The following is a 24,974-nucleotide window of genomic DNA, read 5'->3' on the forward strand; positions in this document are numbered from 1 at the left end:
ACCGGTCCCGGGGGAGCCGGGACCGGTCGGCGCGCGACGATCGACGGTCAGTAGCGGACGAGCGCCGGAATGGCCGGGGCGGCGGAGCCGGACAGGCCGAGCGTGGCGTCGTACGCCTTCTTCCAGTCGCCGCTCTTCTCGTGTGCCTCGATGGCGTCGCTGACCGCGTTGCGGAACACCGCGTCGTCCTTGTTCAGGCCGACGCCGTAGTTCTCGGTGGTGAACGGCTCACCGACCACCTTGAGCGCGCCCGGGTCCTTGGCCGCGTAGCCCTTGAGGATCGCGTCGTCCGTGGAGACCGCGTCGACCTGGTTCGACAGCAGGCTCTCGACACACAGCGAGTACGTGTCGAACACCCGGGTGGTGGTGTCGGGGAACTTGGTCTGCAGGTTCTGCAGCGGCGTGGAGCCCTTCGCGGAGCACACCGTCTTGCCCTTGATGGTGTCCTTGCCGGTGATCGCGGTCTCGTTCTTGCGGACCAGGAGGGACTGGCCGGCGATGTAGTACGGACCGGCGAAGGACACCTGCTCCTTGCGCTTGTCGGTGATGCTGTAGGTGCCGACGTAGTAGTCGATGTCACCGTTGACCAGCGCGTTCTCACGGTTGGTCGACGCGATGGCCTTGAACTCGATCTTGTCCGGGCCGAAGCCCAGGTCGGCCGCGATCATCTTGGCGATCTCGATGTCGAAGCCGGAGTACTTGCCGGTGGCCGGGTCCTTGGAGCCGAGGAAGGGCTGGTCCTCCTTGGCGCCGACGACCAGCTTGCCGCGCTTCTTGGCGTTGTCGAAGGTCTTCGAGCCGGTGAGCGCGACGTCCGTCTTGGGCGTGTAGGTGGGCAGCTCGGGCTTGGAGGCTCCGGGAGCGCCGGGCGCGCCCTGCGAACCACCGGTGGTGCCGCCCGGCGTCTTGGCCTCCGGCGAACCGTCCTTGCCGCACGCGGTACCGAACAGGGCGAGCACGGCGATGCCGGCGACGGCCACGGATGAGCGCATCTTCATGATCAACGTCCTTGCGTGAATGAGGCGAAACAGGCCTGAGGACAACAGAAACTCGTGGGGCGAAGCGCGAGTCGTGCCGCCGATCGGACCGGGCGCGCCGAAGGCGCCCGATGCGACTCGGGGAGGCGGGACGGACTCAGTGATGCAGGATCTTGGAGAGGAAGTCCCGAGCACGGTCGCTGCGCGGGTTGCTGAAGAACTCCTCGGGCGTGTTCTCCTCGACGATGCGGCCGTCCGCCATGAAGATCACCCGGTTCGCGGCGGAGCGCGCGAAGCCCATCTCGTGGGTCACCACGACCATCGTCATGCCCTCGCGGGCCAGGTCGCGCATGACCTCGAGGACCTCGTTGATCATCTCCGGGTCGAGCGCCGAGGTGGGCTCGTCGAAGAGCATCACCTTGGGCTCCATGGCCAGCGCGCGGGCGATCGCGACGCGCTGCTGCTGACCACCGGAGAGTTGCGCCGGGTACTTGTCCGCCTGACTGCCCACGCCGACCCGGTCCAGCAGTTCGTGCGCCCGACGGGTGACCACGTCGGCCTTCTCCCGGCGCACCTTGAGTGGACCGAGCGTCACGTTCTGTAGCACCGTCTTGTGCGCGAACAGGTTGAACGACTGGAACACCATGCCGACGTCCGAGCGCAGCCGGGCGAGTTCGCGGCCCTCCTGCGGGAGCAGGTTCCCGTCGATGGTGATCCGGCCGCCGTCGATCGCCTCGAGGCGGTTGATCGTGCGGCACAGAGTCGACTTGCCCGATCCGGACGGGCCGATGACGACGACGACCTCGCCCTTGTGGATCGTCAGGTCGATGTCCTGCAACACGTGCAGGGCGCCGAAGTGCTTGTTGACGTTCTCCAACACGACGAGGGGCTCGCCGGGGTGGGCGTCCTTGGTGGTGTCGCTCTTGGCGAGCACCGGCGGCTTCGGTGCGATGTCAGAGGCATCCGTCGTCACGATGGCGGGCTCCGTCCAGAGTCGTCCCGTATCTTTTTGCGCGACCGGGTGGCAGGTGGGTTCGAGAGTCTCCCGGCGACGCCGGGTGGTGCGTGACACTAGGGCAGGCAGCACCCCCCGAGTCAGTGCACTTGAGCTTGTCTTGAGGTCAAGAGTCGGTAACGGACCGTCAGATGTGAGGAACCACGTGCGCCTCCTGCTCGTCGAGGATGATCTGCGTGTCGCCGCGCCGCTACGCGCGGTCCTGGGTCGGCACGGCTTCACCGTGCGGCACGCCACCACCGGCGAGGAAGCCCTCGCCGCGATCGACGACGTCCCCGACGTGGTGCTGCTCGATCTGTCGTTGCCCGACCACGACGGATTCGAGGTGTGCAGCCGGATCCGGCGGCTGTGCGACGTCCCGGTGATCATGGTCACCGCGCGTGCGGACATCCGGTCCCGGATACACGGCCTGAACCTGGGTGCCGACGACTACGTCACCAAGCCCTACGACATCGGCGAACTGCTGGCCCGAATACACGCGGTGAGCAGACGCACGCGCAGTGACGCGCCGGCCGCGGAGAGTGCTCCGGCCGCCAAGGGGCCCGGCGGCATCGAACTGGACCCGGCCACCCGGCGGGTCACCGTCGGCGGCATCGACGTGGTGCTCACCCGCAAGGAGTTCGACCTGCTCGCGCTGCTGGCCCAGCGCCCGGGCGTGGTGTTCCGGCGTGAGCAGATCATCAGCGAGGTCTGGCACACGAGCTGGGCGGGCAACAACCGCACCCTGGAAGTGCACGTCGCGTCGCTGCGGTCCAAGCTCGGCAATCCCGCGATCGTCGAGACGGTGCGCGGCGTGGGCTACCGTGTCGTCCCCGAAGCCTGATCCCACCGGCTTCCCGAAGGATCGTCACCGGTTCCTGTGCGCACCCGCCTGCTCGCGTTGCTCCTCGCCCTGATGACCGCAGTGCTGATCGCGCTCGGCATCCCGTTGGCGATCTCCCGCGCGTCCGCCCATCAGCAGGAGCTGATCCGGGACCGGGTGGACGATCTCACCCGCTTCGTTTCGGACACCCAGTTGACCGTGGTCTCCGACACCGTGCGCGCGCAGACCGACGGCGGGGCGCGGCCCGGTCCGGACGCCGCCGACCTGGACATGCTGCGCTCCGAATTGGAGCGCTACGAGGCCGTCTACGGCATCCGGGTGGGCGCGTTCGACCGGCGCGGTCAGCCGATCGCCGTGTCACGTCCGGGATTTCGGATCGACCCGCGCTCGCCCGCGTTCACCGAGGCGCTGGCCGGGCGACGCAGCGACGACCCCGGACAGGTGTGGCCCTGGCAGCGCGATCGCATCGTGGTCGCGGTCCCGGTGATCCACCGGGGCGACGTGGTCGCGGTCGTGCTCACCGACTCGCCGACCGGTCGGATGCGCTCGAAGATCCAGCGGGTGTGGCTGATTCTGTTCGCCGGAGAGGTGGTCGCGGTGCTCGCCGCGCTGCTGCTGGCGACCCGACTCACCGGATGGGTGCTGCGCCCGGTCCGGGTGCTCGACTCGGTGACCCACGAGATCGCCACCGGCCGGCTCGGGGCCCGCGTGGCCGGCGCCCAGGGACCACCCGAACTCCGGCGCCTGGCAAGGTCGTTCAACGAGATGGCGGACCACGTGGAGACGGTCGTGGACCAGCAGCGGGCGTTCGCCGCGGACGCCTCGCACCAACTGCGCAACCCGTTGTCCGCGCTGCTGCTGCGGATCGAGGAACTGGGCCTGTCGCTGCCGCCCGGCCACGGCGAGACGCTGGACGGGGTGCGCGACGAGGGCCGCCGGCTCACCCACGTCCTGGACGAACTGCTGGAGTTGGCGCTGGCCGAGAACGCGCGCCCGTCCGCCCGGGCCGTGGACGTCGCGGCCCTGGTGCACGAGCGGGTCGACGCGTGGCAGACGCTGGCCCGTTCGCGCGGTCGTCGGTTCGAGCAGGAGGGCCCGCTCGCGCTGACCGGCAACGTGGACCCGGTCACCCTGGGCAGCGCGCTGGACGCCATCCTGGACAACGCGCTCAAGTTCGCGCCCGAGGACACCACGATCACCGTCGCGTGCTCGGCGGTGGGCAGTCGCGTGGAGATCCGGGTCAGCGACCGCGGTCCGGGACTGACCTTCGAGGAACTGCGCCGGGTGGGCGACCGGTTCTGGCGCAGCCCGCGGCACCAGAACGTGGACGGCTCGGGCCTGGGCCTGTCGATCGCCCGCACGCTGCTGGGCGCGAGCGGCGGCACGATCGACTTCGCCGCGCGCGAAGGCGGAGGGCTGACCGTCACGCTGATCGTGCCCAGGGCCGACTGAGCGCCGCCGGCCGCGGCCGACACACCCGCGCTATTCGGCCACCCGGCACTGCGGCGCGCGCGGCTGCGGCAGGCCCAGCGGACGCAGTCGCACGTCGTAGGCGCGCTGCCAGTCACCGTTGGCGATGTGCCGGTTCAGCGCCCCGCACACCGCCTCCGCGAGTGCGACGTCGCCCTTGCTCAGCCCCACGCCGTACGGCTCGTCCGAGAACGGCCGGCCCAGGATGCGCAGCGTGCCCGGGTGCTGGGCGACGAAACCGGACAGGATCGCGTCGTCGGTGCTGACCCCGCGCACGTTCTTGGCCAGCAACTCGTCCACGCACTCGGAGTACTTGCCGCGCTCCTGGACCTTCATGGTCGGGAACTCGCTGCGGATGCGGACGGCCGACGTCGACTCGCGCACCACGCACACCGCGCTGTCCGCGAGGTCCTCGGGACCGTCGACGCCCGGCTCGTCCGTGCGGACCAGGAAGTCCTGGCCCGCGATGAAGTACGGCCCGGCGAACGAGACCTTCTGCGACCGGGCCGCGTTGATCGTGTAACTGGCCACGACCAGGTCGACCTGCCCGCTGGTGATCCGGTACTCGCGGTTCTGCGTCTCCACGTCCATGAACGTGACGCGGTCCTTGAACCCGAGGTCGTCCGCGATCATCCGGGCGACGTCGTCGTCGAAGCCCTGATACGCCTGATCGCCGGTGCGCACGCTCCACCCCGGCTGGTCCGGCTTGACCCCGACGATGATCCGCCCCCGGGCCTCCATCGCCCGGTAGGTGGGCGATTTCTCGCGCAGATCGGCGAACGGGTCGGGCGCGTGTGTGCCGCCCTCGGCCCGGTTGTTCTCCACCGCGAGCCAGGACGCGCCCACCGCGACCAGCAGGAAGGCCAGCGCGGCGGGCAGCGCGATCCGGGTGCGCCGCCACCACCGGGCGCGGCCGAGGCGGCGCGGGGCCGGCTCGTCGGTCGGCGGCCCGCCCGCGTAGGTCGCCTCGGTGCCCTCGTCCCACTCCTCGACCGCGCGCCGGGGCAGCGGGTCGCCGCCCCAGGTCACCGGTACCGAGTCCTGCACGACCCGGGTCAGCAGCGCGTCGGTCTCCTTGGCGTCCAGGCGTCGGGTCGGGTCCTTGCGCAACAGGCCCATGATCACCGGCTCCAGCGGACCCGCGTGCCGGGGCGGCGCGGGCGGCGCGTTGACCACCGCGTCCACGACCTCCACGGGAGAGGCCCGACGAAACGGCGCGAGACCCTCGACCATCTCGTACAGCGTCGCGCCCAGCGACCACAGGTCGGACGCCGGATCCAGCGCGTCCGGATGGTCGGCGAGTGTGTGCTCGCCCGACGCGTCGTCGGTGAGCACACTGGGCCGGGCCCGGGCGAAGTGCTCCGCGCGCTCGGGCGCGAGATAGCCGGGGGTGCCCAGCAGTTCGCCGAACTGGGTGACCTGCGGCGCGTCGGCGAAGGTGGCGATGCCGAAGTCGGTGAGCACCACCCGGCCGTCCATGCCCAGGAGCACGTTCGCCGGCTTCACGTCACGGTGCAGCACGCCCTTGGCGTGCGCGGCCCGCAGTGCCCGCAGCACGTCCAGACCGATCCGGGCCGCCTCGGCGTGGTCGAGTCGACCCTCCGCGCGGATCACGTCGGCCAGTGAGCGCGAAATCACCAATTCCATGACGATCCACGGCAAACCGTCCTCTTCGAAGACGTCGTGCACCGTCACCACGTTCTCGTGGCGGATGCGGGCCGCGGCGATCGCCTCGCGTTTGCTGCGCTCCAGCCAGGACCGCTGCGACCCGGCGTCCAGGGACTTCGGCAGCAGCAGTTCCTTGACCGCGACCTCGCGGCCGAGGGCGGTGTCCACGGCCAGCCAGACCTCGCCCATACCGCCTCGGCCGAGACTGCGGCTCAGGCGGTAACGATTGTTCAGTATTCGGCCGATCTCCCCCTCGGACACCGCGGTCGCACCCTCCTCCCGAGCAAGCGGGCCTCCCTGACCATGATTGCGGCCTTCCCCCCGGTCGGCTCACAGCGTCGGTTCGGGGACCGCGCACGGTCTGGCCTTCAAGCTCAGAGCGTAGATGTCGGTCCCGAACACCATGACACGAACCCAGCATGTGCCATCGGGACCGCTTCGCGCGACGCCCTGGGCATCACGATCTGTCCGATCAGGGTTTCACCGATCGGTACCAGCGCTGGGCGCCGGCGTGCAGCGGCAGCGGATCGGTGAAGATCGCGGTCCGGGGGTCGACCAACTGCGCGGCGTGCACCTCGCGTCCGATCGCCTCCCGGTTCTCCATCACCGTCTCGGTCACCCGCCTGATCAGCACCGAATCCTGCGACGCCCGGGTGACCAACAGGTTCGGCACCGCGATGGTCGGCGTCTCGGTGCCACCGGGATAGGCGTCCGCGGGCACCACCGCCTCGCGGTACACCGGCCCATAGCGATCGCGCAGTTTGCCCGCGAGGTCGCCGAGTTGCACCAGCCGCACCGACCAGTGCCCGGCCAGGTCGGAGACCGCCCCGGTGGGCAGCCCGCCGGACCAGAAGAACGCGTCCACCGTGCCGTCGCGCAACCGTTGGGTGGCCTCGCCGATGCCGATCCGGACCGGCGTGATGGCGTGCTCCATGTCGCTCATGCCCACCTCGCTCAGCAGCCGGCGGGTGATCAACTCCACCCCGGATCCGGGCAGCCCGACCACCACCCGGCGCCCGCGCAGGTCGGTGATCCGCTGCACCGGCGAATCGGCGGGCACCACCAGTTGCACGTAGTCGTCGTACAACCGGGCCACCGCGCGCAACCCGTCCCGCTCGGCAGGCCCCAGGTCGGCCACCGCGTCCGAGGTGGCGATGCCGAACGTGTCGACGCCGTCGACCACCCGGCGCAGGTTCTCCACCGACCCCCCGCTGGAGTTCACCGCGACCCGCACCTTGAGGTCCGCGGACAGCCGAGGCCGCAACAGTTCGCCGTAGCGGTGGTACACCCCGGTCGGCACCCCGGTGGCCAACGAGACCGGCCCGCCCGGGGTCGGCCGCTCGTCCGTCGAGAGCACCGCGTAGCCCCCGAGCACGCACAGCAGCACGAGCGTGGCCAGCCCGGCCCGGACCAGGCGGGGCCGGCGCGCGCAGGCGTCGCGCACGGAAACGGGGAGGAACGACAAGGAGGGCACGGCGGCGAGTTTGCCATGGCGGACGCCCACACACGCCAGGAGGCAAACCCCGTACCCTGTCGGGTGTTATGACTGCGCGAAGCTATGAGGTCCGCACCTACGGGTGCCAGATGAACGTCCACGACTCCGAGCGACTGTCCGGTCTGCTGGAGGACGCGGGTTACGTCCGCGCGCCCAAGGGGGAGCCGGCCGACGTGGTCGTCTTCAACACGTGCGCCGTCCGCGAGAACGCGGACAACAAGCTGTACGGGAACCTGGGCCACCTCGCGCCCGCGAAGGCCGAACGCCCCGGCATGCAGATCGCGGTCGGCGGCTGCCTCGCGCAGAAGGACCGGGACACCATCGTGCGCAAGGCGCCGTGGGTGGACGTGGTCTTCGGCACGCACAACGTGGGCTCGCTGCCGGTGCTCCTGGAGCGGGCCCGGATCGAGCAGGAGGCCCAGGTCGAGATCCTGGAGTCGCTCGACGTCTTCCCCTCCACGCTGCCCACCCGACGCGAGTCGGCGTACGCGGCGTGGGTGGCCATCTCGGTGGGCTGCAACAACACCTGCACGTTCTGCATCGTGCCCGCGCTGCGCGGCAAGGAGAAGGACCGCCGCCCCGGCGACGTGCTCGCCGAGATCGAGACGCTGGTCGGCGAGGGCGTGATCGAGGTCACCCTGCTCGGCCAGAACGTGAACGCGTACGGCTCGGACATGGGCGACCGCGAGGCGTTCTCCAAGCTGCTCCGCTCGTGCGGACGGATCCAGGGCCTGGAGCGGGTGCGCTTCACCTCGCCGCACCCGCGCGACTTCACCGACGACGTGATCGCGGCGATGGCCGAGACGCCGAACGTGATGCACCAGTTGCACATGCCGCTGCAGTCCGGCTCGGACGCGATGTTGCGCGCGATGCGCCGCTCCTACCGGCAGGACCGCTACCTCGGGATCATCGAGCGGGTGCGCGCGGCGATGCCGGACGCGGCGATCTCCACCGACATCATCGTGGGCTTCCCCGGCGAGACCGACGAGGACTTCGAGCAGACCCTGCACACCGTGCGCGAGGCCCGGTTCGCCGCCGCGTTCACGTTCCAGTACTCCAAGCGCCCCGGCACGCCGGCCGCCACGATGGACGGCCAGGTGCCCAAGGAGGTCGTGACCGAGCGCTACCAGCGACTGCTCGCGCTCCAGGAGGAGATCTCCTGGGCGGAGAACCGCGCCCAGGTCGGCCGCACCCTGGAGGTGCTGGTCGCCGAGGGCGAGGGGCGCAAGGATCACGACACCGCGCGGTTGTCCGGGCGGGCCCCGGACAACCGCCTCGTGCACTTCGAGCGCCCCGCCGAAGGCGTGCGACCGGGCGACATGGTCTCGGTCGAGATCACCTACGCCGCGCCGCACCACCTGCTCGCGGAGAAGCCGACCCTGGCGATCCGGCGCACCCCCGCGGGCGACGCGTGGGAGCGGCGCAACGCGGCCCCCGCGGCCAAGGCCGGCGTACTGCTCGGCATGCCGCAGATCGGCGCACCCGCGGTCGAGGCCGCACCGACCGCGGTCGCCTGTTGCGACTGAACTCCGCTCAGGTCACGTTCCACCCGAGCAGGACCGGCTGTTCGCGCTCGTAGCCGAGCGTGGACAGCCGGGCGGTCTCCAGTTTGAAGAGCCGGCCGTCCTGCGGCGGCAGACCAAGCCAGCGCGCGGTGAGCACGCGGAGCAGGTGGCCGTGCGCGACGAGCACCGCGTCCTCGCCGCCCTCGAGCACCGGACGCACCCGCGCCAGCACCCGGTCCACCCGGCGGCCCACGTCGGCGATCGACTCGCCCGGGTGCTCCGCGTCGCCGGGGGGCACCCCGTCCCGCCACAGGAACCAGCCCGGCACACGCTCGCGGATCTCGTTCGTGGTGATGCCCTCGTAGCCGCCGTAGTCCCACTCGACCAGGTCCGGCTCGACCTCCGCGCCGGTGATCCCGGCGAGTTCCGCGGTGTGTCGGGCCCGGACGAGTGGGCTGGTCAGGGCGAGCGAGAAGGTGTGCCCGGCGAGCAGGTCCGCGACCGCCTTCGCCTGGGCCTCGCCCTCCGGGGTCAGCGGGATGTCGGTCAGCCCCGTGTGCCGCCCGGACCTGCTCCACTCGGTCTCACCGTGTCGCACCAACATCAGTTCTGGCATGTGATCCATCCCATCACGCGCTCCGAGAGGCGTCGCGGCGAGCGCTTAGTACTCTCCCTGAATGCTCGTAGCCGCCGCGGTAGTCCCGTGCCCCCCGATGATCGTGCCCGAGCTGGCCCGCGGGGCCGTAGCCGAGCTGGACGGCCTGCGCGCCGCGTGTGATCAGGCCCTGGCCGCGCTGGCCGAGGCGGCACCCGACCGGCTGATCGTGCTCGGCGCGGGCGAGGCGGACGCGACGCTGGAGGCCGGCGGGACCGGCTCGTTCGCGCGGTACGGGGTCGACCTGGAGGTGACGCTGGGAGCGGGCGCCGCGGCCCGCCTGTCGCCCGCGCTGACCGTCGGCGCGTGGCTGCTCGGCCGCTCCCCGTGGGCCGCCGAGCGGATCGCGTCGGGGACCGCGCCGAGCCCGGTGACCGGCGCGGAGATCGCCGCGGACGCCGAGCCCGCGCGCTGTGCGGCCCGGGGCGCCGAACTGGTCGCGGGCGCCGATCGGGTCGCGCTCCTGGTGGTGGCGGACGGATCCGCGTGCCGGACCGAGAAGGCCCCCGGCTACTTCGACGCGCGCGCCGAGCCGTACGACCTCGCGCTCGGCGCGGCGCTCGAGGCGGCCGACCAGGTGGCGCTCGCGGAGTTGGACCCGGCCCTCGCACGGGAACTGTGGGTGGCGGGTCGGCCCGCGCTCCAGGTGCTGGCCGGCGCGGCGGGCCCGGGGCGGCACGGCCGGCTGCTCCATGCCGAGGCGCCCTACGGCGTCGGCTACTTCGTGGCGCTCTGGTCCTGACCGCGCGCTTGCGCTCCGACGACGACGACGGCGGCGGCCGTGCGGCCCGGACACGACGACGGGCGGTGGTCACCGGGATCCGGTGACCACCGCCCGCCGGCGACTCAGGCGCCGGGTCCCGCCGGGGGCCGGCTCTCGGGCGTCGCCTCGGTGGTCGCGTCGGGCGCGCCGCCGCCGGCCTTGCCCAGTGCCTCCTTGGCCTTGCCCGAGGCGCCCTGGATCTTGTCGGTGTGCTTGCCGCCGGTCTTTCGATCGGCGATCTCGGCGGCCTTGTCGACGCCCTTGTCGGCCTTGTCGCCGTGCTGACCCAGCAGACCCTCGGCCTTGGCCTTGATGTTGTCGAAGACACCCATGTCCTGCTCCTCCTCGGATACGCCCGCCTCGACCGGTTCACCGGCCGCGTCCCCGGGGGTCCGGGGAGCGGGCGTCGTGGCCGTCGCCTCGACCGGTTCGGCCTCGGCGGCGGGCGATGCCGGCGTCGCGGGCCGGTCCTCGACCAGCGTGGCGGTGTCCGTGCCCGCCGCGTTGTGCGAGCAGCACGAGCCGCTTTCCTCCGACGTGCTCGGACGCCGCTTGAACCAGTCGAAAACACTCACAATTTCTCCTAGACCGTATGTCTGTGGTCGTTGTCGTGCATTTCGGCGGCAACGCGGGTGACGTCGCGCCGAGCCGCCCGGAGTACATGGGTCGCGGGAGATCAACGAGAGCGAACGGTGCCGGTCACGACCACGCGGGCGGCCGTACCGCAACGAGCGACGGCACGCGTGGCGGCGGCGACCCGGGGCCGCGCCCGGCACGACCGGGGGCGGTGATCCGGCAGACTTGGGGGGTGAGTCCCCGTGTCATCGCCGTCGTCGGTCCCACTGCGGCCGGAAAGTCCGATCTGGGGGTCGCCTTGGCCCGTGCGCTGGACGGGGAGGTGATCAACACCGATTCCATGCAGCTCTACAAGGGCATGGACATCGGCACCGCCAAACTGTCCGTCGCCGAGCGCGAAGGCGTCCCGCACCACCTGCTCGACGTGTGGGACGTGACCGTCTCCGCCAGCGTGGCCGAGTACCAGCGCGACGCGCGGGTGCTGGTCGAGGACCTGCTGGCGCGCGGCAGGACACCCGTCCTGGTCGGCGGCTCGGGGCTGTACGTGCGCGCGGTGCTGGACGACCTGGAGTTCCCCGGCACCGACCCCGCGATCCGGGCCCGGCTGGAGGCCGAGGCCGAACGGGTGGGCCCCGGTCCGCTGCACGAGCGCCTCGCCGCGGCCGATCCGCCCGCCGCCGCCGCGATCCTGCCCGGCAACGCCCGACGGATCGTGCGCGCGCTGGAGGTCATCGAGCTCACCGGGCGGCCGTTCACCGCCACGCTGCCCACCCACCGCTCGTTCTACGACAGCGTGCAGATCGGGGTGGACGTGCCCCGCCCGGTGCTGGACGAGCGGATCACCACGCGGGTGGACCGGATGTGGGCCGCGGGTCTGGTCGAGGAGGTGCGCGAGTTGGAGAGGGCCGGTCTGCGCGAGGGCCGGACCGCGTCGCGCGCGCTGGGCTACGCGCAGGTGCTGCGGCTGCTCGCGGGCGAGTGCACCGACGAGGAGGCCCGCGAGGACACCGTGCGCACCACCCGCCGGTTCGCCCGCAGGCAGGACACCTGGTTCCGGCGCGATCCCCGGATCGAATGGCTGGAGCACTCTCGGGCCGATCTGCTGGACGCCGCACTCGAACGGGTGATCCGACCCGCGTAGGGGTGTTGCGGGTGGGGCCCACGTGGCACGGTGGGGGGTCCGTGGCACACCCAAACCTGCTCGGGGGAGGCGGTCGTGATCCGCTCTGTTCGTCGCGCCATGGCGCTGGGTACGGCGCTGGGGCTCGCGTTGACCATTCCGGGAGTGGCGTCCGCGCACCCCGGTGAGTCGGGCGGCCCGCCGGCCAAGCAGCCGGTGGCCACGGGATGGGGCGGTGCGGTCTCCAGCGTCGACCCCGACGCCACCCGGATCGGTCTGGACGTGCTGCGCCGCGGCGGCAACGCGGTGGACGCCGCGGTGGCCACGGCCGCCGCGCTCGGCGTCACCGAGCCGTACTCGTCGGGGATCGGCGGCGGTGGCTACTTCGTCTACTACGACGCCCGCAGCCGCACCGTGCGCACCCTGGACGGCCGGGAGACGGCACCCGCGCGGATGGGCGAGGGCGCGTTCCTCGACCCGGCCACCGGGCTGCCGATCCCCTTCGACCAGGGGGTCAACTCGGGGCTCTCGGTGGGTGTGCCCGGAACCCCGCAGACCTGGAACACCGCGCTGCGCAAGTGGGGCACCACCAACCTGCGCGCGGCCCTGGAGCCCGCCCGGGCACTGGCCGAGCGCGGGTTCGTGGTCGACCAGACCTTCCACGACCAGACCGCGGCGAACGCGAGTCGGTTCGACGACATCGCCCCGACCGCGAAGCTGTTCCTGCCGAACGGACAGCCGCCCGTCGTGGGCAGCGTCTTCCGCAACCCGGACCTGGCCCGGACCTACGAGCAGCTCGGCCGCAACGGCGTGGACTGGCTGTATCGGGGCGGGCTCGGTCGCGAGGTGGTGCGCACCGCCCAACAACCACCGATGGCGCCCGGCGCGGACCGGGTCTTCCGGCCCGGCCTGATCGAGACCGGTGACCTCGCCCGCTACCGGGTCCTGGACCAGCGGCCCACCCGTGTCGACTTCCGCGGGCTGGACGTCTACGGCATGGCGCCGTCCTCGTCGGGCGGATCCACCGTGGGCGAGGCGCTCAACATGCTGGAGACCACCGACCCGCGCCGGCAGGACGAGGTCGTCGCGACGCACCACTACCTGGAGGCGTCCCGCCTCGCCTTCGCCGACCGCAACCGCTACGTCGGCGACCCGGCCTTCGTGGACGTACCGCTCCGGGGCCTGCTCGCGGACGGCTACGCCCGGGAGCGCGCGTGCCTGATCGACCCCGACCACGCCGCGGTGAGCCCGGTCCCGCCGGGTGATCCCACCGCGCCGTACGACCGGAGCTGCCGGCCCACCGGCACGCCCGAGGCGGCCGAGCCGATCGAGGGGCTGTCCACGACCCATCTGGTCACCGCCGACCGCTGGGGCAACGTGGTGTCCTACACGCTGACCATCGAGCAGACCGGCGGCAGCGCGATCACCGTGCCCGGGCGCGGCTTCCTGCTCAACAACGAACTGACGGACTTCAACTTCGCGCCGCTCACCCCCGGCGTGTTCGACCCCAACCTGCCCGCGCCGGGCAAGCGCCCGCGCAGCAGCATGTCGCCGACGATCGTGCTCCGCGACGGTCGGCCGTTCATCGCCGTCGGCTCGCCCGGCGGCGCGACCATCATCACCACCGTGCTCCAGGTGCTGACCGGGCGGCTGGACCGCGGGCTGTCCCTGCCGCAGGCGGTCGCCGCGCCGCGCCTGTCCCAGCGCAACGGAGCGGCCACCGAAGTCGAACCCGGGGTGCCGGCTTCGCTGCGCACGGCCCTGGAGCAACGCGGGCACGTGCTCAAGGCCAATCCGGAGATCGGCGCCGCCGCGGCACTGGAGTTCCTCCCGGGCGGCCGGGTCCAGGCGGTGGCGGAACCGACCCGCAGGGGTGGTGGCGCGGCGGGTGTGGTCCGGCCCGACTGATCGGGCCCGATGGGCGGGAGGCATTCGATAACGGGCCTCAATCTCGCCGACCCGCCCCCTTCCCACGCCCGAGCGCCCCCGGTGGAAACCCGCCGGGGGCGTTCGCGGTCACGGCCTAGGATGGTGCGGTGAGCACTCTGCACTTCTTCAAGGGCCACGGCACCGAGAACGACTTCGTGATCGTGCCGGACGCGGACGGCGAGCTGGACCTGACCGCCGAGCAGGTCGTCGCGCTGTGCGATCGGCGCGCGGGCATCGGCGCCGACGGCGTGCTGCGCGTGGTGCGCGCGGCGAAGGACCCGGCCGCCGAGCATCTGGCGGGCGAGGCCGAGTGGTTCATGGACTACCGCAACAGCGACGGGTCGATCGCGCAGATGTGCGGAAACGGCGTGCGGGTGTTCGCCCGGCACCTGGTCGAGCGCGGCCTGGCCGAGGCGGGCGAGTTGCGGGTGGCCACCCGCGGTGGGATCAAGGTGGTCACCGTACCGAGCGAGGGCGCGGTCACCGTCGACATGGGCGTGGCCCGGCTGCCCGGCTCCGGGGGCATCGGGGTGGACGTCGAGGGGCGGGTGCGGCCCGCGACCAACGTCGACATGGGCAACCCGCACGCCGTGGTGTTCGTCGAGGACCTGGCCCAGGCGGGCCCGCTCCACACGGCGCCCGCGGTATCCCCGGAAGGGGCCTACCCCGAAGGGGTCAACGTCGAGTTCGTGGTGCGTCGGGGACCGGGGCACGTGGCGATGCGGGTGCACGAGCGCGGATCCGGGGAGACCCGCTCGTGTGGGACCGGGGCGTGTGCGGTGATGGTCGCCGCGGCGCGGGCGGACGGTGCGGAGCCGGCCGTCACCGGTGAGCCGGTCACCTACACGGTGGACGTGCCCGGTGGTCGGCTGGTGATCACCGAGCGGGTGGACGGCCATATCGAGATGACCGGCCCGGCCGTGATCGTCGCCGAGGGGCGGGTCGACCTCGCCCGGTTGTGACATCCGGGCCGGCGATGTCGCCGGCGCCATCGGGCACCTGTGCACGCCCGGCGCCCCGTGATAGGTCTTGCATGACCTGGTCAAGCAATACCGTCATGGGGAGACACCGACATGAGCAGCTTGGACACGGCACGCGCCACCACCCGCGCGGTGAAGAAGACGGTGCAGGCGGGCGGGGCCTTCTTCTTCGCGCCGAACACGGTGGCGCGCGGCGCGGAGTTGGGCCTGGACGGCGTGACCCTGTACATCACCGGTCGCGGCGGGGTGCTCGGTGACGCGGACGACGAGACGGTGGTGCGCGCCTTCCACCATTTCACCGCCGAGACCCTGATCCCACTGTGGGAGGCGGGCCGTAAGGTCGCGCCGCCCGCGCGGATCGGCGAGCTGTACGCGGACTGCGTGCGCGCTTGGGGTCGCGAGCACTTGGCCGACCTGCCCGAGGTGGAGCGACTCGCCGCGATCACCACCCGGATCGTGCGGGCCAACGATCTGGGTGGGCTGGCTCCGCTCTATTCGGCCTGGCGCGGTGTACCTCTTCCGGATGACGCGCCCGCCGCGCTCGCGCAGAACCTCCAGACGCTGCGCGAGCACCGCGGCGGGCTGCACATCCTGGCCTTGGCCGCGCATCGTCTCGCACCGGTGGAGGCCCAGGCGGCCGAGGCAAGCCCGTATCTGGAGTTCTACGGGCACCGGAAGCCGTTTCCCGAGGTCACGGCCGAGCTGAGGGCCCGGCGGGAGGCCGCGGAGGAGCTCACGGACGAGCTGGTGGCGGCGGGCTACGCGGTCCTGGACGAGGCCGAGGCGGCCGATTTCGCCGCCCTCGAGCCGGCCCTGGGCGCGCGCCTGGCGCACTGACGCGGGCGGTGGGTCCCGGTACCGGGGTCCGGGAGAACCCCTAGGCGGGTCCTTCCTGGAGGTGGAGCGCCTCGGGGCTCTCTCCTGCCAGGGAAGGACCCGCCTTACCCGACGCCGGACCGACGCGGGACGAGGCGGGTATTCCTAGCCTGGGAGGTACCAGGAAAGCGGGGGAGTGGTCGTGCGTTCGGGCGGCGCACCCCGCCCCGACCCAAGGAGATTCCATGTCTGCCCGCACCCGCCGACTGACCCTGTTGGCCCCGCTGGTCGCGCTCCCGCTGGTGCTCACCGCGTGCGAATTCAACGTGGACACCGACGACCACGAGGCGGAGAAGAAGACCACGTCCTACGACGTCACGCAGAACGTGCGCTCCATCAAGGTGGACAGCAACGCGGGCAACGTCAAGGTGACCGAGGCCGACGTCAAGACGGTCAAGGTGACGGAGAAACAGCATTACGACAAGACGGCCCCGACGACCACGCACAACGTGGACGGCAACGGCCAACTGGTCCTGGACTACGACTGCGCGAACAAGAAGGCCTGCTTCGTGGCGTACGAGGTGACCATCCCGCGCGGGGGCGCCGCGCTCGACATCCGCACCGACGCCGGCAACGTGACCCTGCGCGATGTGACCGGGACGCTCAACCTGCACACCAGCGCGGGCAAGATCGACGGCGAGGGGGTCACCTCGGCGAAGGTGACCGCGCAGACCAGCGCCGGGTCGATCGACCTGACCTTCACCAAGCCGCCCACCGACGTGGACGCCAAGACCAACGCGGGCCGGGCCACGGTGCGTGTCCCGGGCGGGCAGCAGTACGCGGCGGACGTGTCCACCACCCTCGGCGACACCGACGTGAAGGTCTCGCGCAACGACCAGTCGCAGCACAAGATCAAGGTGCACACCGACGCGGGCCAGGCGCGACTGCTCACCTCGTGAGGTCGCGGCGCGCGGTGGACCCGCATGGCGGATCCGAGAGGGTGCCTCGAGTGGGCGCCCGGGGCGCGGCCGCGGCTCTGGCGGGCCGGAGCCGGCCGGGTTCGCGGATGTCGCGTGACGAACCGGCCGAAAACCCGGATGCCCGTGCGGTGGCCGCCGTGGGACCATCGTGACGGCCGCCCCGGGGAATGGAGCGGCCCGCCGACTACGTTGAACAGGACGATATGACTTCTCGCTCACACCGCGCCGGACACGACGACACGGACTCGACTCCCCCATTCGACGACGCCGACGGCTTCGACGACGGAGCGGCCTTCGACGGATTCGGAACGGGCGATGACGTCGGGGTCGGTCCGCTCGACTACGACGGCGACCAGTTCGACCGCGAGGAGCGCAGCGCGCTCCGCCGAATCGCCGGTCTCTCCACGGAGCTGACCGATGTCACCGAGGTCGAATACCGGCAGCTTCGCCTGGAACGGGTCGTGCTCGTCGGGGTCTGGACCGACGGGACCGCGGCCGACGCCGAATACTCGCTCAAGGAACTCGCGGCGCTCGCGGAAACCGCGGGCTCGCAGGTGCTGGACGGACTGATCCAGCGCCGTGACAAGCCGGACCCGGCGACCTACATCGGGTCCGGAAAGGCAAGGGAACTGCGCGACGTGGTGATCGCCACGGGCGCGGACACCGTGGTCTGCGACGGTGAGCTGACCCCGGGTCAGCTCATCCAGCTCGAAGACGTGGTCAAGGTCAAGGTCGTGGACCGCACGGCGCTGATCCTGGACATCTTCGCGCAGCACGCCAAGTCCCGAGAGGGCAAGGCCCAGGTCTCGCTGGCGCAGATGCAGTACATGCTGCCGCGCCTGCGCGGCTGGGGTGCCTCGCTGTCGCGCCAGATGGGTGGCGGCGGCGGTGGCGGGATGGCCACGCGTGGTCCCGGTGAGACGAAGATCGAGACCGATCGTCGGCGCATCCGGGAGAAGATGGCCAAGATGCGCCGCGAGATCGCGGACATGAAGAAGGCCCGGGACACCAAGCGGCAGGAGCGGCGTCGCAACGCCATCCCGTCGGTGGCCATCGCGGGTTACACCAACGCCGGCAAGTCCTCGATCCTGAACCGGTTGACCGGTGCGGGCGTGCTGGTGGAGAACGCGCTGTTCGCCACGCTGGATCCGACGGTGCGCCGGGCCGAGACGCCCAGCGGTCGCGGGTACACGCTGGCGGACACGGTCGGCTTCGTGCGGCATCTGCCGCATCAGTTGGTCGAGGCGTTCCGGTCCACCCTGGAGGAGGTCGCCGACGCGGACCTGATCCTGCACGTGGTGGACGGCTCCGACCCCACGCCGGAGGCCCAACTGGCGGCCGTACGCGAGGTGTTCACCGAGGTCGAGGCGCACAAGGTGCGTGAGATCGTGGTGGTGAACAAGGCCGACGCGGCCGATCCGGAGGTGCTCGCGCGGCTGTTGCGTCGGGAGAAGCACGCGATCGTGGTGTCCGCCCGGACCGGGCAGGGCATGGACGAGCTGCTCGCGCTGATCGACGAGGAACTGCCGCGTCCGGACGTGGAGGTCGAGGTGGTCGTGCCGTACGAGCGCGGCGATCTGGTCGCCAAGGTGCACGGCAGCGGTGAGCTGCTGGCCACCGAGCACCGCGAGGAGGGGACCTGGCTGCACGCCCGGGTGGGCCGGCAACTCGCGGCCGAGCTGGAGCGGTTCGTGGTCGCCAAGCGCTGATCCTCGGAGCCTTCGGGCCCGGGTCGCACACCGACATCGGTGTGTGGCCCGGGCCTTCGTCGTGTCCGGGTGCGGCTGTGGCGCGGGGTGCGGTGGTCCGTTCAGCGTTTGCCGCCCAGATCCTCCAGCATGCGGCGGGCCTCCTGGCCCAGGTAGGGGCCGGCGATCCAGGTGTGTCCGGCGCCGCTGAGCGCGCTGTTGCCGATCAGCCGCAGGGTGCCGTCGGGGGCGGTGGCGTACCAACCGCCGCCGCTGGCGCCGGCCGTCATGGTGCAGCCGATCCGCAGCAGCGGCGGCGCGTTCGGGTCGACGGTCACCCGGCGCGGGGCCTGGGTGCAGCCGAACATGGTCAGGCCGTCGAAGGGGGCGTCCTGGGGGTAGCCGTACGCACTGGCGGCGGGGAGGTCGCGCGGGGCGTCGAACCAGACCGGCAGGGCGCGGCCGACCACCTCCTCCAGGCTGCGCGTGCCGCGGTCGGGGTTCTTGACCTCGACCACCGCGTAGTCGTGGGCGGTGGCCGGTGAGGTGGAGCCGGTGCCGCCCGCGCGCCACTGCTCGGAGGTGGCGACCGAGGTCGCCGGCCACTGGCCGAACGGCGCGACCGGGCCGGGGTTGCCGAGGTTGGCCAGGGTGGCCTGGCCGCTGCTGTTGAACGCGGGCACGAATTGCAGGCTGGCGAACCAGGTGCCGCCGCGGCCGGCGTGGACGCAGTGGCCGGCGGTCCAGACCAGGTTGCTGCGGCCGGGGCGCTTGGGGTCGGCGACCACGGTGCCGGAGCAGACCGAGGGGCCGTCGGGGGCCTCGAAGAAGAGTTTGCCGACGGCGACGGTGCCGGCCTCGCCGGTGTAGGGGCGGGCGATCGGTCGGGCCTGTACGGGCGGTGGCTTGGCCTCGGCGAGCACGTCGGGCAGGGGGCCGCCGGTGGCCTGCGGGTCCGGCTCCTCGGGGGCCGCGGCGGGTGCGGGTGGGCCCTCGTCGCTCTTGGGGTCCCGGGGTTTGGCCCGGCTCATGCGTTCCGGGGTCCAGTGCGCGGGATCGCCCGGATCCGCGAGCGCCCCCGGCGCCCTGTCATTGCCGTCGTCGTTGCCGGCGCCGTCCAGTGTCAGTGCCATGACGGTGCCCGTCACCAGCAGCGACACCGCCACCGTCAGCGTGACGAACAGCGTGCGAACGCCGCGCGTCAAGCGCCTACCTCCCCGTGTGCGCCCCCGTATTCGACCGCCCGACAGTATCGGAGGGCGCGCCGGCCGTGATCGGGCGGCGGTTCGGTCGTTGTTTCAGCAGGGGCCGTCGATCCGGCGATAGTCACTCGTTGTGATGATGGTTTTGCCTTCCGTCATAATTTAAAGGTAAGCCTTACCTAATTCCGATCGCCCTTGTGGAGGTGCCGCAGTCATGACCGCCGCCCTGACCAGGCCGGACGACCGCTCCGGTACCGAGGACCCGGCGTCACCCGCGCCGCCCGCCGACACCACGCTTGCCGACACCACGCCCGCCGACACTGCTCATGCCGACACCGCACCCGCCGACACCGCTCATGCCGACACCGTGCCCTCGGATGCCGGGCGGATCGGTCGGCAGCGCTCCGGCACGCCGGTCGCCGACGGGCCGGGCATCCTGCGCCGGCAGGCAGCCCGCGAGTCCTCGGCCCGCACCTACGCGCGATCGTTGCCGATCGTGCCGGTGCGGGCGCGCGGGATGACCGTCGAGGGGGCCGACGGCCGGCGCTATCTGGACTGCCTCTCCGGCGCCGGCACGCTCGCGCTCGGCCACAACCATCCCGTGGTGCTCGCCGCGATCCGGGGCGTGTTGGACACGGGCGCACCGCTGCACGTGCTGGACCTGGCCACGCCGGTCAAGGACCGTTTCGTCGAGGAACTGTTCGCCACGCTGCCGCCGGAGTTGGCGCGCGACGCCCGGATCCAGTTCTGCGGCCCGGCCGGCACCGACGCGGTGGAGGCGGCGCTGAAACTGGTGCGCACCGCGACCGGGCGGCGCGGGGTGGTCGCGTTCACCGGCGCCTACCACGGGATGACCGAGGGGGCGCTCGCGGTCGGCGGCGACACCGCGATCCGCGACGCGATCGGTGCGGGCACCGGCGACACCGTACGGCTGCCGTTCCCGCAGGACTACCGCTGCCCGTTCGGCACCGGCGGCGCCGAGGGCGAGCGGATCGCCGCGCACTACGCGCGCACGCTGCTGACGGATCCGGGCGGCGGAGTGCCGGCCGCCGCCGGGATGATCGTGGAGCCGGTCCAGGGCGAGGGCGGGGTGCTGCCCGCGCCGGACGGCTGGCTGCGCGAGATGCGTCGGCTGACGGCCGAGCGCGGGATCGCGTTGATCGCGGACGAGGTCCAGACCGGCCTGGGCCGCACCGGCGCGATGTGGGGTGTGGACCACGCCGGCGTGGTGCCGGACGTGATGGTCGTGTCCAAGGCGATCGGCGGCAGCCTGCCGCTGGCGGTGGTGGTCTACCGCGCCGAGTTGGACCGCTGGTGGCCCGGCGCGCACGCGGGCACCTTCCGCGGCAATCAGCTCGCGATGGCCGCAGGCACCGCGACGATCGCGTTCGTGCGCGAGCACCGACTGCACGAGCGTGCGGCCCTGCTGGGGGCCCGACTCGCGGGCGCGCTGCGCGATCTGATGCCGGATCAGCCCGCGATCGGGGAGGTGCGCGGACGCGGCCTGATGCTCGGCGTGGAGATCGTCGAGCCGGACGCCGCCCCGGACGCGTGCGGGGCCCGTCCCGCGGCGCCGCGGTTGGCGATCGGGGTGCGGCGCGAGGCGCTGGCCCGGGGGCTGATCGTGGAACTGGGCGGGCGTCACGACAGCGTGGTGCGGCTGCTGCCGCCGCTGACGATGACCGACGTGCAGGCGGACGCGGTGCTGGAGCGGCTGGCGGACGCGATCGAGGCGGCCCGCTCCGGCCACTCGGGCACGGCGGCCGGATCGGGGTCGGCGTGAGCGGCGCGCGGCACGTCGGACATCCGGTCGGGGCCGCGCTCGCGGGCGGGGTCACCGGAGCCGACGAGCTGCGGGCGCTGGTCGAGGTCGCGCTGTCCGCGCTGGAGGCCGGGGTGGGCGCGCGGGGCGGGCCGCTGCCGGCGGGTGGTCCGGGCGCGGTCGCGGCCGAGGTGGCCCGGGTACTGGGCCCGGGCGCGTTGGGTGCGGGTGCGGCAGGGGCGTTCGCGGCCGCACGCGGGGCGGCCGGCGGTGGTCCGGGCCCGCTGCCGGTGATCGGGGTGGGCGAGTCCGCCGCGCTGCGCGAGTTGTCCGCGCTGCTGGCGTGGGGTACGGCCGATCCGGCCGATCCGCACTGCGCGGGGCATCTGCACTGCCCGCCGTTGGCCGTCGCGGTGGCGGCGGACCTGGTCGCCGCCGCGCTCAACCCCTCGCTCGACTCGTGGGACCAGGCCCCGGCGGCGAGCGCTCTGGAGGTCGAGGTGGTCGCCGCGCTCGCGGGCCTGGTCGGCTTCACCCCCGGCGTGGCCGGCGGCACGATCACCAGCGGCGGTACCGAGGCCAACCTGATGGGTCTGCTGCTCGCGCGCGACACCGCCGGGCCCGGGGTGGGCCGGCGGCGGATCCTGTGCTCGCAGGCCGCGCACTTCTCGGTGCGCCGCTGCGCGGGCCTGCTGGGCCTGGGCGAGGACGCCGTGGTCACCGTGCCGGCCGGCGCCGACCACCGGATGGACCCGGACGCGCTGGCCGCGGCCGGTCGGCGGGTGCTGGCGGGCAACGACCGGATCGCGGCGATCGTGGCCACCGCGGGCACCACCGACCTGGGTGCGATCGAGGCGCTGCCGGCGATCGCCTCGGTGGCCCGCGAGTTGCACGCGTGGCTGCACGTGGACGCGGCCTACGGCGGCGGCGCGCTGTTCTCGGACCGGCTCGCGCCGCTGCTGGTCGGGTTGGATCGGGCCCACTCGGTGGGTCTGGACCTGCACAAGCTGGGCTGGCAGCCGATCGCCGCCGGGGTCTTCCTGGTGCGCGACGCGGCGCTGCTGGGCCCGCTCGCACAGCGCGCCGCGTACCTGAATCCGGACGACGACGAACAGGCCGGCTACCTCAGCCTGTTGGGCAACTCGCCGCGCACCACGCGGCGCGCGGACGTGTTCAAGATCGCGGTCACCCTGCGCGCGCTGGGCCGCTCGGGGCTGGGCGAGCTGGTCGATCGTTGCCACGATCTGGCCCGGCACGCGGCGGAGTTGATTCGCGCCGACCCGCGCCTGGAACTGGTCGCGGAGCCGGTACTCACCTCGGTGGTCTTCCGCTACCTCCCCGACCGGTACGACGGGCGCAGACCCGCGGACCGGGCCGAGGCGGACCGGGTCAACGCGGCGCTGCGCCGTCGGCTGCTGCACGAGGGGCGGGCGGTGGTGGGCCGTACCGAACTGGGCGAGGGGCCCGGCGCGATCCGGCTCAAGCTCACCCTGCTCAACCCGAACACCACCGGCACGGACCTGGCGGCGCTGCTCGCGGCAGTGGTCGAGGCGGGGCGCGCGGAAAGCGCCCCGGTGGGCTGACGCTCCGTCAACAATCCTCGGTTCCGCGCGCCTCGCATGTTTGCGACCTTTCGCGCCAAACAATCGACACGGGTCGAAATCTCCATATCCCGACAGCACGCCCATACACGGGCATCGACCACCGGGTCGATCGACACCACACGGAGCAGCGATGACCATCGCGGGTCCCGATCCGTCCGCCGTGCGGACGGATCCCGAAACGGACCATCTCGACGCGCCGGACACCCGGCGGGCCGCCGACGGGGCGACGGTCGAATGCCTGCTCCGCTGCTGGGTGCGCGAACGCGCGCTGCCCGAGCCGGAGTCGAGCATGCTGACCATCGATCTGCCCGCGATCGGCCGAACCCTGACGGTGCCGGTGCACTACTGGTCGCCCTCGGGGTGGCACCGCTTCGGCGCCCCGCGCCTGATCGACGAGGGCCCGCTGAACGCGGTCACGCTGACGCTGCTGTTGGGCGACGAGGCGAGCGCGCAGGAGGCGAGCGAGCGCGAGGCCGGCGCGGGGGCGCGCGAGGCCGGCGGGGCGTGCGGAGACACCGCGATCCGGGTGGCCGACTCGGTCACCCGCGCCGAGCGCTACATCGCCTACCGCCGCGCGCACCCCGAGGACCCGCCCGGTACGGCGCCGTTCCTGGCCGCCGAGCAGTCACTGGTGCTGGGCCATCCGATGCACCCCACGCCCAAGAGCCGAGACCGGCTCGACCCGGACGAGGACGCCGCGTGGTCGCCGGAATTGCGCGGCTCCTTCGCGCTGCACTGGTTCGCCGCGGACGCCGACCTGGTCGCGCAGGACAGCGCGCTGGAGCGCGAGGCGGCCGAGGTGCTCGCCGAGTTCGCCGGCGAGTTGCGCGCGCCCGCGGGCACCGTGCTGGTGCCCGCCCACCCGTGGCAGGCCCGGGACCTGCCCGAGCGCCCGCATCTGCGGGCGCTGTTCGACGCGGGTCGGCTGCGCGCGCTGGGCCCGGCCGGCGCCCCGTGGCATCCCACCTCGTCGGTGCGCACCGTCTATCGGCCCGACGCCGAGGTGATGCTCAAGCTCTCGCTGGGCCTGCGGATCACCAACTCGCGCCGGGAGAACCTGCCCAAGGAACTGCTGCGCGGGATCGAGGTGCACCGCCTGCTGCGCTCCGGCCTGGAGCACGAACTGCGGTCCGTGCACCCCGCCTTCGACATCGTCCGCGATCCGGCCTGGATCTCGGTGGCGCCGCCGGAGTCGTACCCGCGCCAGGACCGACCCGCAGCCGGCCTGGAGTTGGTGCTGCGGGCCAATCCGTTCGCGGTCGACCAGCGGGTCTCGTGCGTGGCCGCGCTGGTGGCCGAACGGCCCGGGATCGGCCCCTCGCGGCTGGCCGGATACGTACACGCGCTCGCCGAGCGCACCGGGCGGGCACCGGCCTCGGTCGCCGAGGAGTGGTTCGAGCGCTACCTGGCGGTGGTGGCCGAACCGGTGTTGTGGCTGGACCGGCACGCGGGCATCGCGCTGGAGGCGCACCAGCAGAACACCCTGGTCCTGTTGGACGCGGACGGCCTGCCGGTGGGCGGACGCTACCGGGACAACCAGGGCTACTACTTCCGCGCCTCGCGCGCGGGCGACCTGGCCCGCCGGTTGCCCGCCGCGGGGGTGGCCAGCGACACCGTGGTGGCGGACGAGATCGCCGACGAGCGGCTGGCCTACTACCTGGGCGTGAACAACCTGCTCGGCCTGATCGGCGCGTTCGGCGCGCAGGGCCTGGTCGAGGAGTCGGTGCTGCTGGCCCGCCTGCGCGCGTTGCTCGCCGGCCACGCGTCCACCTCCGGCGCGGCGCGCTCGCTGCTCACCGATCCCAGGCCGCGCTGCAAGGCCAACCTGATGACCCGACTGCACGGCCTCGACGAACTCGTCGGTCCCGTGGCGACGCAGTCGATCTACGTGCACATCCGCAACCCGCTCGCCGACGCCCCGGCGTGAGCCCGGTCCCAGGAGGTTC

At 72.5% G+C, this 24,974-nt stretch carries 20 protein-coding genes; 13 read left to right on the forward strand and 7 right to left on the reverse strand.

Going from position 1 to position 24,974, the window contains the following annotated elements:
* Positions 1-47 precede the first annotated feature (47 nt).
* Together ACZ4FV_RS00005 and ACZ4FV_RS00010 are read right to left on the reverse strand one after the other, a co-directional pair.
* On the reverse strand, positions 48-998 hold the full coding sequence (locus tag ACZ4FV_RS00005) for a glutamate ABC transporter substrate-binding protein (RefSeq protein ID WP_395869397.1): 951 nt from the start codon (positions 996-998) through the stop codon (positions 48-50).
* Between the two features lie 136 nt (positions 999-1,134).
* A complete protein-coding gene (locus tag ACZ4FV_RS00010; protein ID WP_395869600.1) occupies positions 1,135-1,911 on the reverse strand; it encodes an amino acid ABC transporter ATP-binding protein in 777 nt (258 codons plus the stop codon).
* 226 nt (positions 1,912-2,137) lie between these two features.
* On the opposite strand from ACZ4FV_RS00010, the gene ACZ4FV_RS00015 reads away from it, so the two are divergent.
* Both ACZ4FV_RS00015 and ACZ4FV_RS00020 read left to right on the forward strand, forming a co-directional pair.
* Positions 2,138-2,815 (forward strand): response regulator transcription factor, encoded by a 678-nt coding sequence (locus ACZ4FV_RS00015; RefSeq protein ID WP_395869395.1) that lies wholly within the window; start codon positions 2,138-2,140, stop codon positions 2,813-2,815.
* 36 nt (positions 2,816-2,851) lie between these two features.
* On the forward strand, positions 2,852-4,267 hold the full coding sequence (locus ACZ4FV_RS00020; protein ID WP_395869393.1) for a sensor histidine kinase: 1,416 nt from the start codon (positions 2,852-2,854) through the stop codon (positions 4,265-4,267).
* Positions 4,268-4,297: 30 nt separating this feature from the next.
* Here the strand turns inward: ACZ4FV_RS00020 and ACZ4FV_RS00025 are convergent, their stop codons facing one another.
* Both ACZ4FV_RS00025 and ACZ4FV_RS00030 read right to left on the reverse strand, forming a co-directional pair.
* On the reverse strand, positions 4,298-6,214 hold the full coding sequence (locus ACZ4FV_RS00025) for a bifunctional serine/threonine-protein kinase/glutamate ABC transporter substrate-binding protein (RefSeq protein WP_465321453.1): 1,917 nt from the start codon (positions 6,212-6,214) through the stop codon (positions 4,298-4,300).
* Between the two features lie 211 nt (positions 6,215-6,425).
* Positions 6,426-7,427, reverse strand: coding sequence for a TAXI family TRAP transporter solute-binding subunit (locus tag ACZ4FV_RS00030; protein WP_402229472.1), 1,002 nt, complete (start codon positions 7,425-7,427; stop codon positions 6,426-6,428).
* Between the two features lie 68 nt (positions 7,428-7,495).
* On the opposite strand from ACZ4FV_RS00030, the gene miaB reads away from it, so the two are divergent.
* Positions 7,496-8,974: a tRNA (N6-isopentenyl adenosine(37)-C2)-methylthiotransferase MiaB gene (gene miaB, locus ACZ4FV_RS00035; RefSeq protein ID WP_395869387.1), complete on the forward strand. Its 1,479-nt coding sequence runs from the start codon at positions 7,496-7,498 to the stop codon at positions 8,972-8,974.
* A gap of 7 nt (positions 8,975-8,981) precedes the next feature.
* Here miaB and ACZ4FV_RS00040 read toward each other — a convergent pair whose 3' ends face one another.
* Positions 8,982-9,569, reverse strand: a complete 588-nt coding sequence (locus tag ACZ4FV_RS00040; protein ID WP_395869385.1) for a histidine phosphatase family protein — start codon at positions 9,567-9,569, stop codon at positions 8,982-8,984.
* Between the two features lie 61 nt (positions 9,570-9,630).
* Here ACZ4FV_RS00040 and ACZ4FV_RS00045 point away from each other — a divergent pair, with 61 nt between their 5' ends.
* Positions 9,631-10,350: a class III extradiol ring-cleavage dioxygenase family protein gene (locus ACZ4FV_RS00045; RefSeq protein ID WP_395869383.1), complete on the forward strand. Its 720-nt coding sequence runs from the start codon at positions 9,631-9,633 to the stop codon at positions 10,348-10,350.
* A 104-nt stretch (positions 10,351-10,454) separates the two neighbouring features.
* Here ACZ4FV_RS00045 and ACZ4FV_RS00050 read toward each other — a convergent pair whose 3' ends face one another.
* Positions 10,455-10,946, reverse strand: a complete 492-nt coding sequence (locus ACZ4FV_RS00050) for an antitoxin (RefSeq protein ID WP_402229466.1) — start codon at positions 10,944-10,946, stop codon at positions 10,455-10,457.
* Positions 10,947-11,179: 233 nt separating this feature from the next.
* On the opposite strand from ACZ4FV_RS00050, the gene miaA reads away from it, so the two are divergent.
* From miaA to hflX, 6 genes are all read left to right on the forward strand, one after another.
* Positions 11,180-12,088 (forward strand): tRNA (adenosine(37)-N6)-dimethylallyltransferase MiaA, encoded by a 909-nt coding sequence (miaA, locus tag ACZ4FV_RS00055; RefSeq protein WP_395869380.1) that lies wholly within the window; start codon positions 11,180-11,182, stop codon positions 12,086-12,088.
* A 99-nt stretch (positions 12,089-12,187) separates the two neighbouring features.
* Positions 12,188-13,975 carry a gamma-glutamyltransferase gene (ggt, locus tag ACZ4FV_RS00060; RefSeq protein WP_395869598.1) on the forward strand — a complete coding sequence of 596 codons (1,788 nt, stop codon included), beginning with the start codon at positions 12,188-12,190 and terminating at the stop codon, positions 13,973-13,975.
* 128 nt (positions 13,976-14,103) lie between these two features.
* Entirely contained in the window at positions 14,104-14,958 is an 855-nt protein-coding gene (gene dapF, locus ACZ4FV_RS00065; protein WP_402229464.1) for a diaminopimelate epimerase, read from the forward strand.
* A gap of 111 nt (positions 14,959-15,069) precedes the next feature.
* Positions 15,070-15,813 (forward strand): SCO6745 family protein, encoded by a 744-nt coding sequence (locus ACZ4FV_RS00070; protein ID WP_395869376.1) that lies wholly within the window; start codon positions 15,070-15,072, stop codon positions 15,811-15,813.
* 224 nt (positions 15,814-16,037) lie between these two features.
* On the forward strand, positions 16,038-16,751 hold the full coding sequence (locus ACZ4FV_RS00075; protein WP_395869374.1) for a DUF4097 family beta strand repeat-containing protein: 714 nt from the start codon (positions 16,038-16,040) through the stop codon (positions 16,749-16,751).
* Between the two features lie 224 nt (positions 16,752-16,975).
* Positions 16,976-18,481 carry a GTPase HflX gene (gene hflX / locus ACZ4FV_RS00080; RefSeq protein WP_395869372.1) on the forward strand — a complete coding sequence of 502 codons (1,506 nt, stop codon included), beginning with the start codon at positions 16,976-16,978 and terminating at the stop codon, positions 18,479-18,481.
* A 101-nt stretch (positions 18,482-18,582) separates the two neighbouring features.
* Here the strand turns inward: hflX and ACZ4FV_RS00085 are convergent, their stop codons facing one another.
* The gene (locus ACZ4FV_RS00085; RefSeq protein ID WP_395869370.1) at positions 18,583-19,665 is read right to left on the reverse strand and encodes a trypsin-like serine peptidase; all 1,083 of its coding nucleotides are present in this window, start codon (positions 19,663-19,665) and stop codon (positions 18,583-18,585) included.
* 211 nt (positions 19,666-19,876) lie between these two features.
* On the opposite strand from ACZ4FV_RS00085, the gene ACZ4FV_RS00090 reads away from it, so the two are divergent.
* The 3 genes from ACZ4FV_RS00090 to ACZ4FV_RS00100 all read left to right on the forward strand — a co-directional run bounded on the left by ACZ4FV_RS00090 (position 19,877) and on the right by ACZ4FV_RS00100 (position 24,955).
* Positions 19,877-21,445 (forward strand): diaminobutyrate--2-oxoglutarate transaminase, encoded by a 1,569-nt coding sequence (locus ACZ4FV_RS00090; RefSeq protein WP_402229460.1) that lies wholly within the window; start codon positions 19,877-19,879, stop codon positions 21,443-21,445.
* The gene (locus ACZ4FV_RS00095) at positions 21,442-23,007 is read left to right on the forward strand and encodes a pyridoxal phosphate-dependent decarboxylase family protein (RefSeq protein ID WP_395869366.1); all 1,566 of its coding nucleotides are present in this window, start codon (positions 21,442-21,444) and stop codon (positions 23,005-23,007) included. The genes ACZ4FV_RS00090 and ACZ4FV_RS00095 overlap by 4 nt, the downstream gene beginning before the upstream one ends.
* Positions 23,008-23,158: 151 nt before the next feature.
* On the forward strand, positions 23,159-24,955 hold the full coding sequence (locus ACZ4FV_RS00100; RefSeq protein WP_395869364.1) for an IucA/IucC family protein: 1,797 nt from the start codon (positions 23,159-23,161) through the stop codon (positions 24,953-24,955).
* Positions 24,956-24,974: the final 19 nt, after the last annotated feature.

The sequence above is a fragment of the Embleya sp. NPDC025285 genome (genome assembly GCF_055558835.1).

What these genes read in the sequence shown, in the direction of transcription:
- ACZ4FV_RS00045 (WP_395869383.1), top strand. Translation starts at nt 9,631, where the DNA reads ATGCTCGTAGCCGCCGCGGTAGTCCCGTGCCCCCCGATGATCGTGCCC.
- ggt (WP_395869598.1), top strand. Translation starts at nt 12,188, where the DNA reads ATGGCGCTGGGTACGGCGCTGGGGCTCGCGTTGACCATTCCGGGAGTG.
- hflX (WP_395869372.1), top strand. Translation starts at nt 16,976, where the DNA reads ATGACTTCTCGCTCACACCGCGCCGGACACGACGACACGGACTCGACT.
- ACZ4FV_RS00100 (WP_395869364.1), top strand. Translation starts at nt 23,159, where the DNA reads ATGACCATCGCGGGTCCCGATCCGTCCGCCGTGCGGACGGATCCCGAA.
- ACZ4FV_RS00090 (WP_402229460.1), top strand. Translation starts at nt 19,877, where the DNA reads ATGACCGCCGCCCTGACCAGGCCGGACGACCGCTCCGGTACCGAGGAC.
- ACZ4FV_RS00005 (WP_395869397.1), bottom strand. Translation starts at nt 998, where the DNA reads ATGAAGATGCGCTCATCCGTGGCCGTCGCCGGCATCGCCGTGCTCGCC.
- ACZ4FV_RS00075 (WP_395869374.1), top strand. Translation starts at nt 16,038, where the DNA reads ATGTCTGCCCGCACCCGCCGACTGACCCTGTTGGCCCCGCTGGTCGCG.
- ACZ4FV_RS00070 (WP_395869376.1), top strand. Translation starts at nt 15,070, where the DNA reads ATGAGCAGCTTGGACACGGCACGCGCCACCACCCGCGCGGTGAAGAAG.
- ACZ4FV_RS00040 (WP_395869385.1), bottom strand. Translation starts at nt 9,569, where the DNA reads ATGCCAGAACTGATGTTGGTGCGACACGGTGAGACCGAGTGGAGCAGG.
- miaB (WP_395869387.1), top strand. Translation starts at nt 7,496, where the DNA reads ATGACTGCGCGAAGCTATGAGGTCCGCACCTACGGGTGCCAGATGAAC.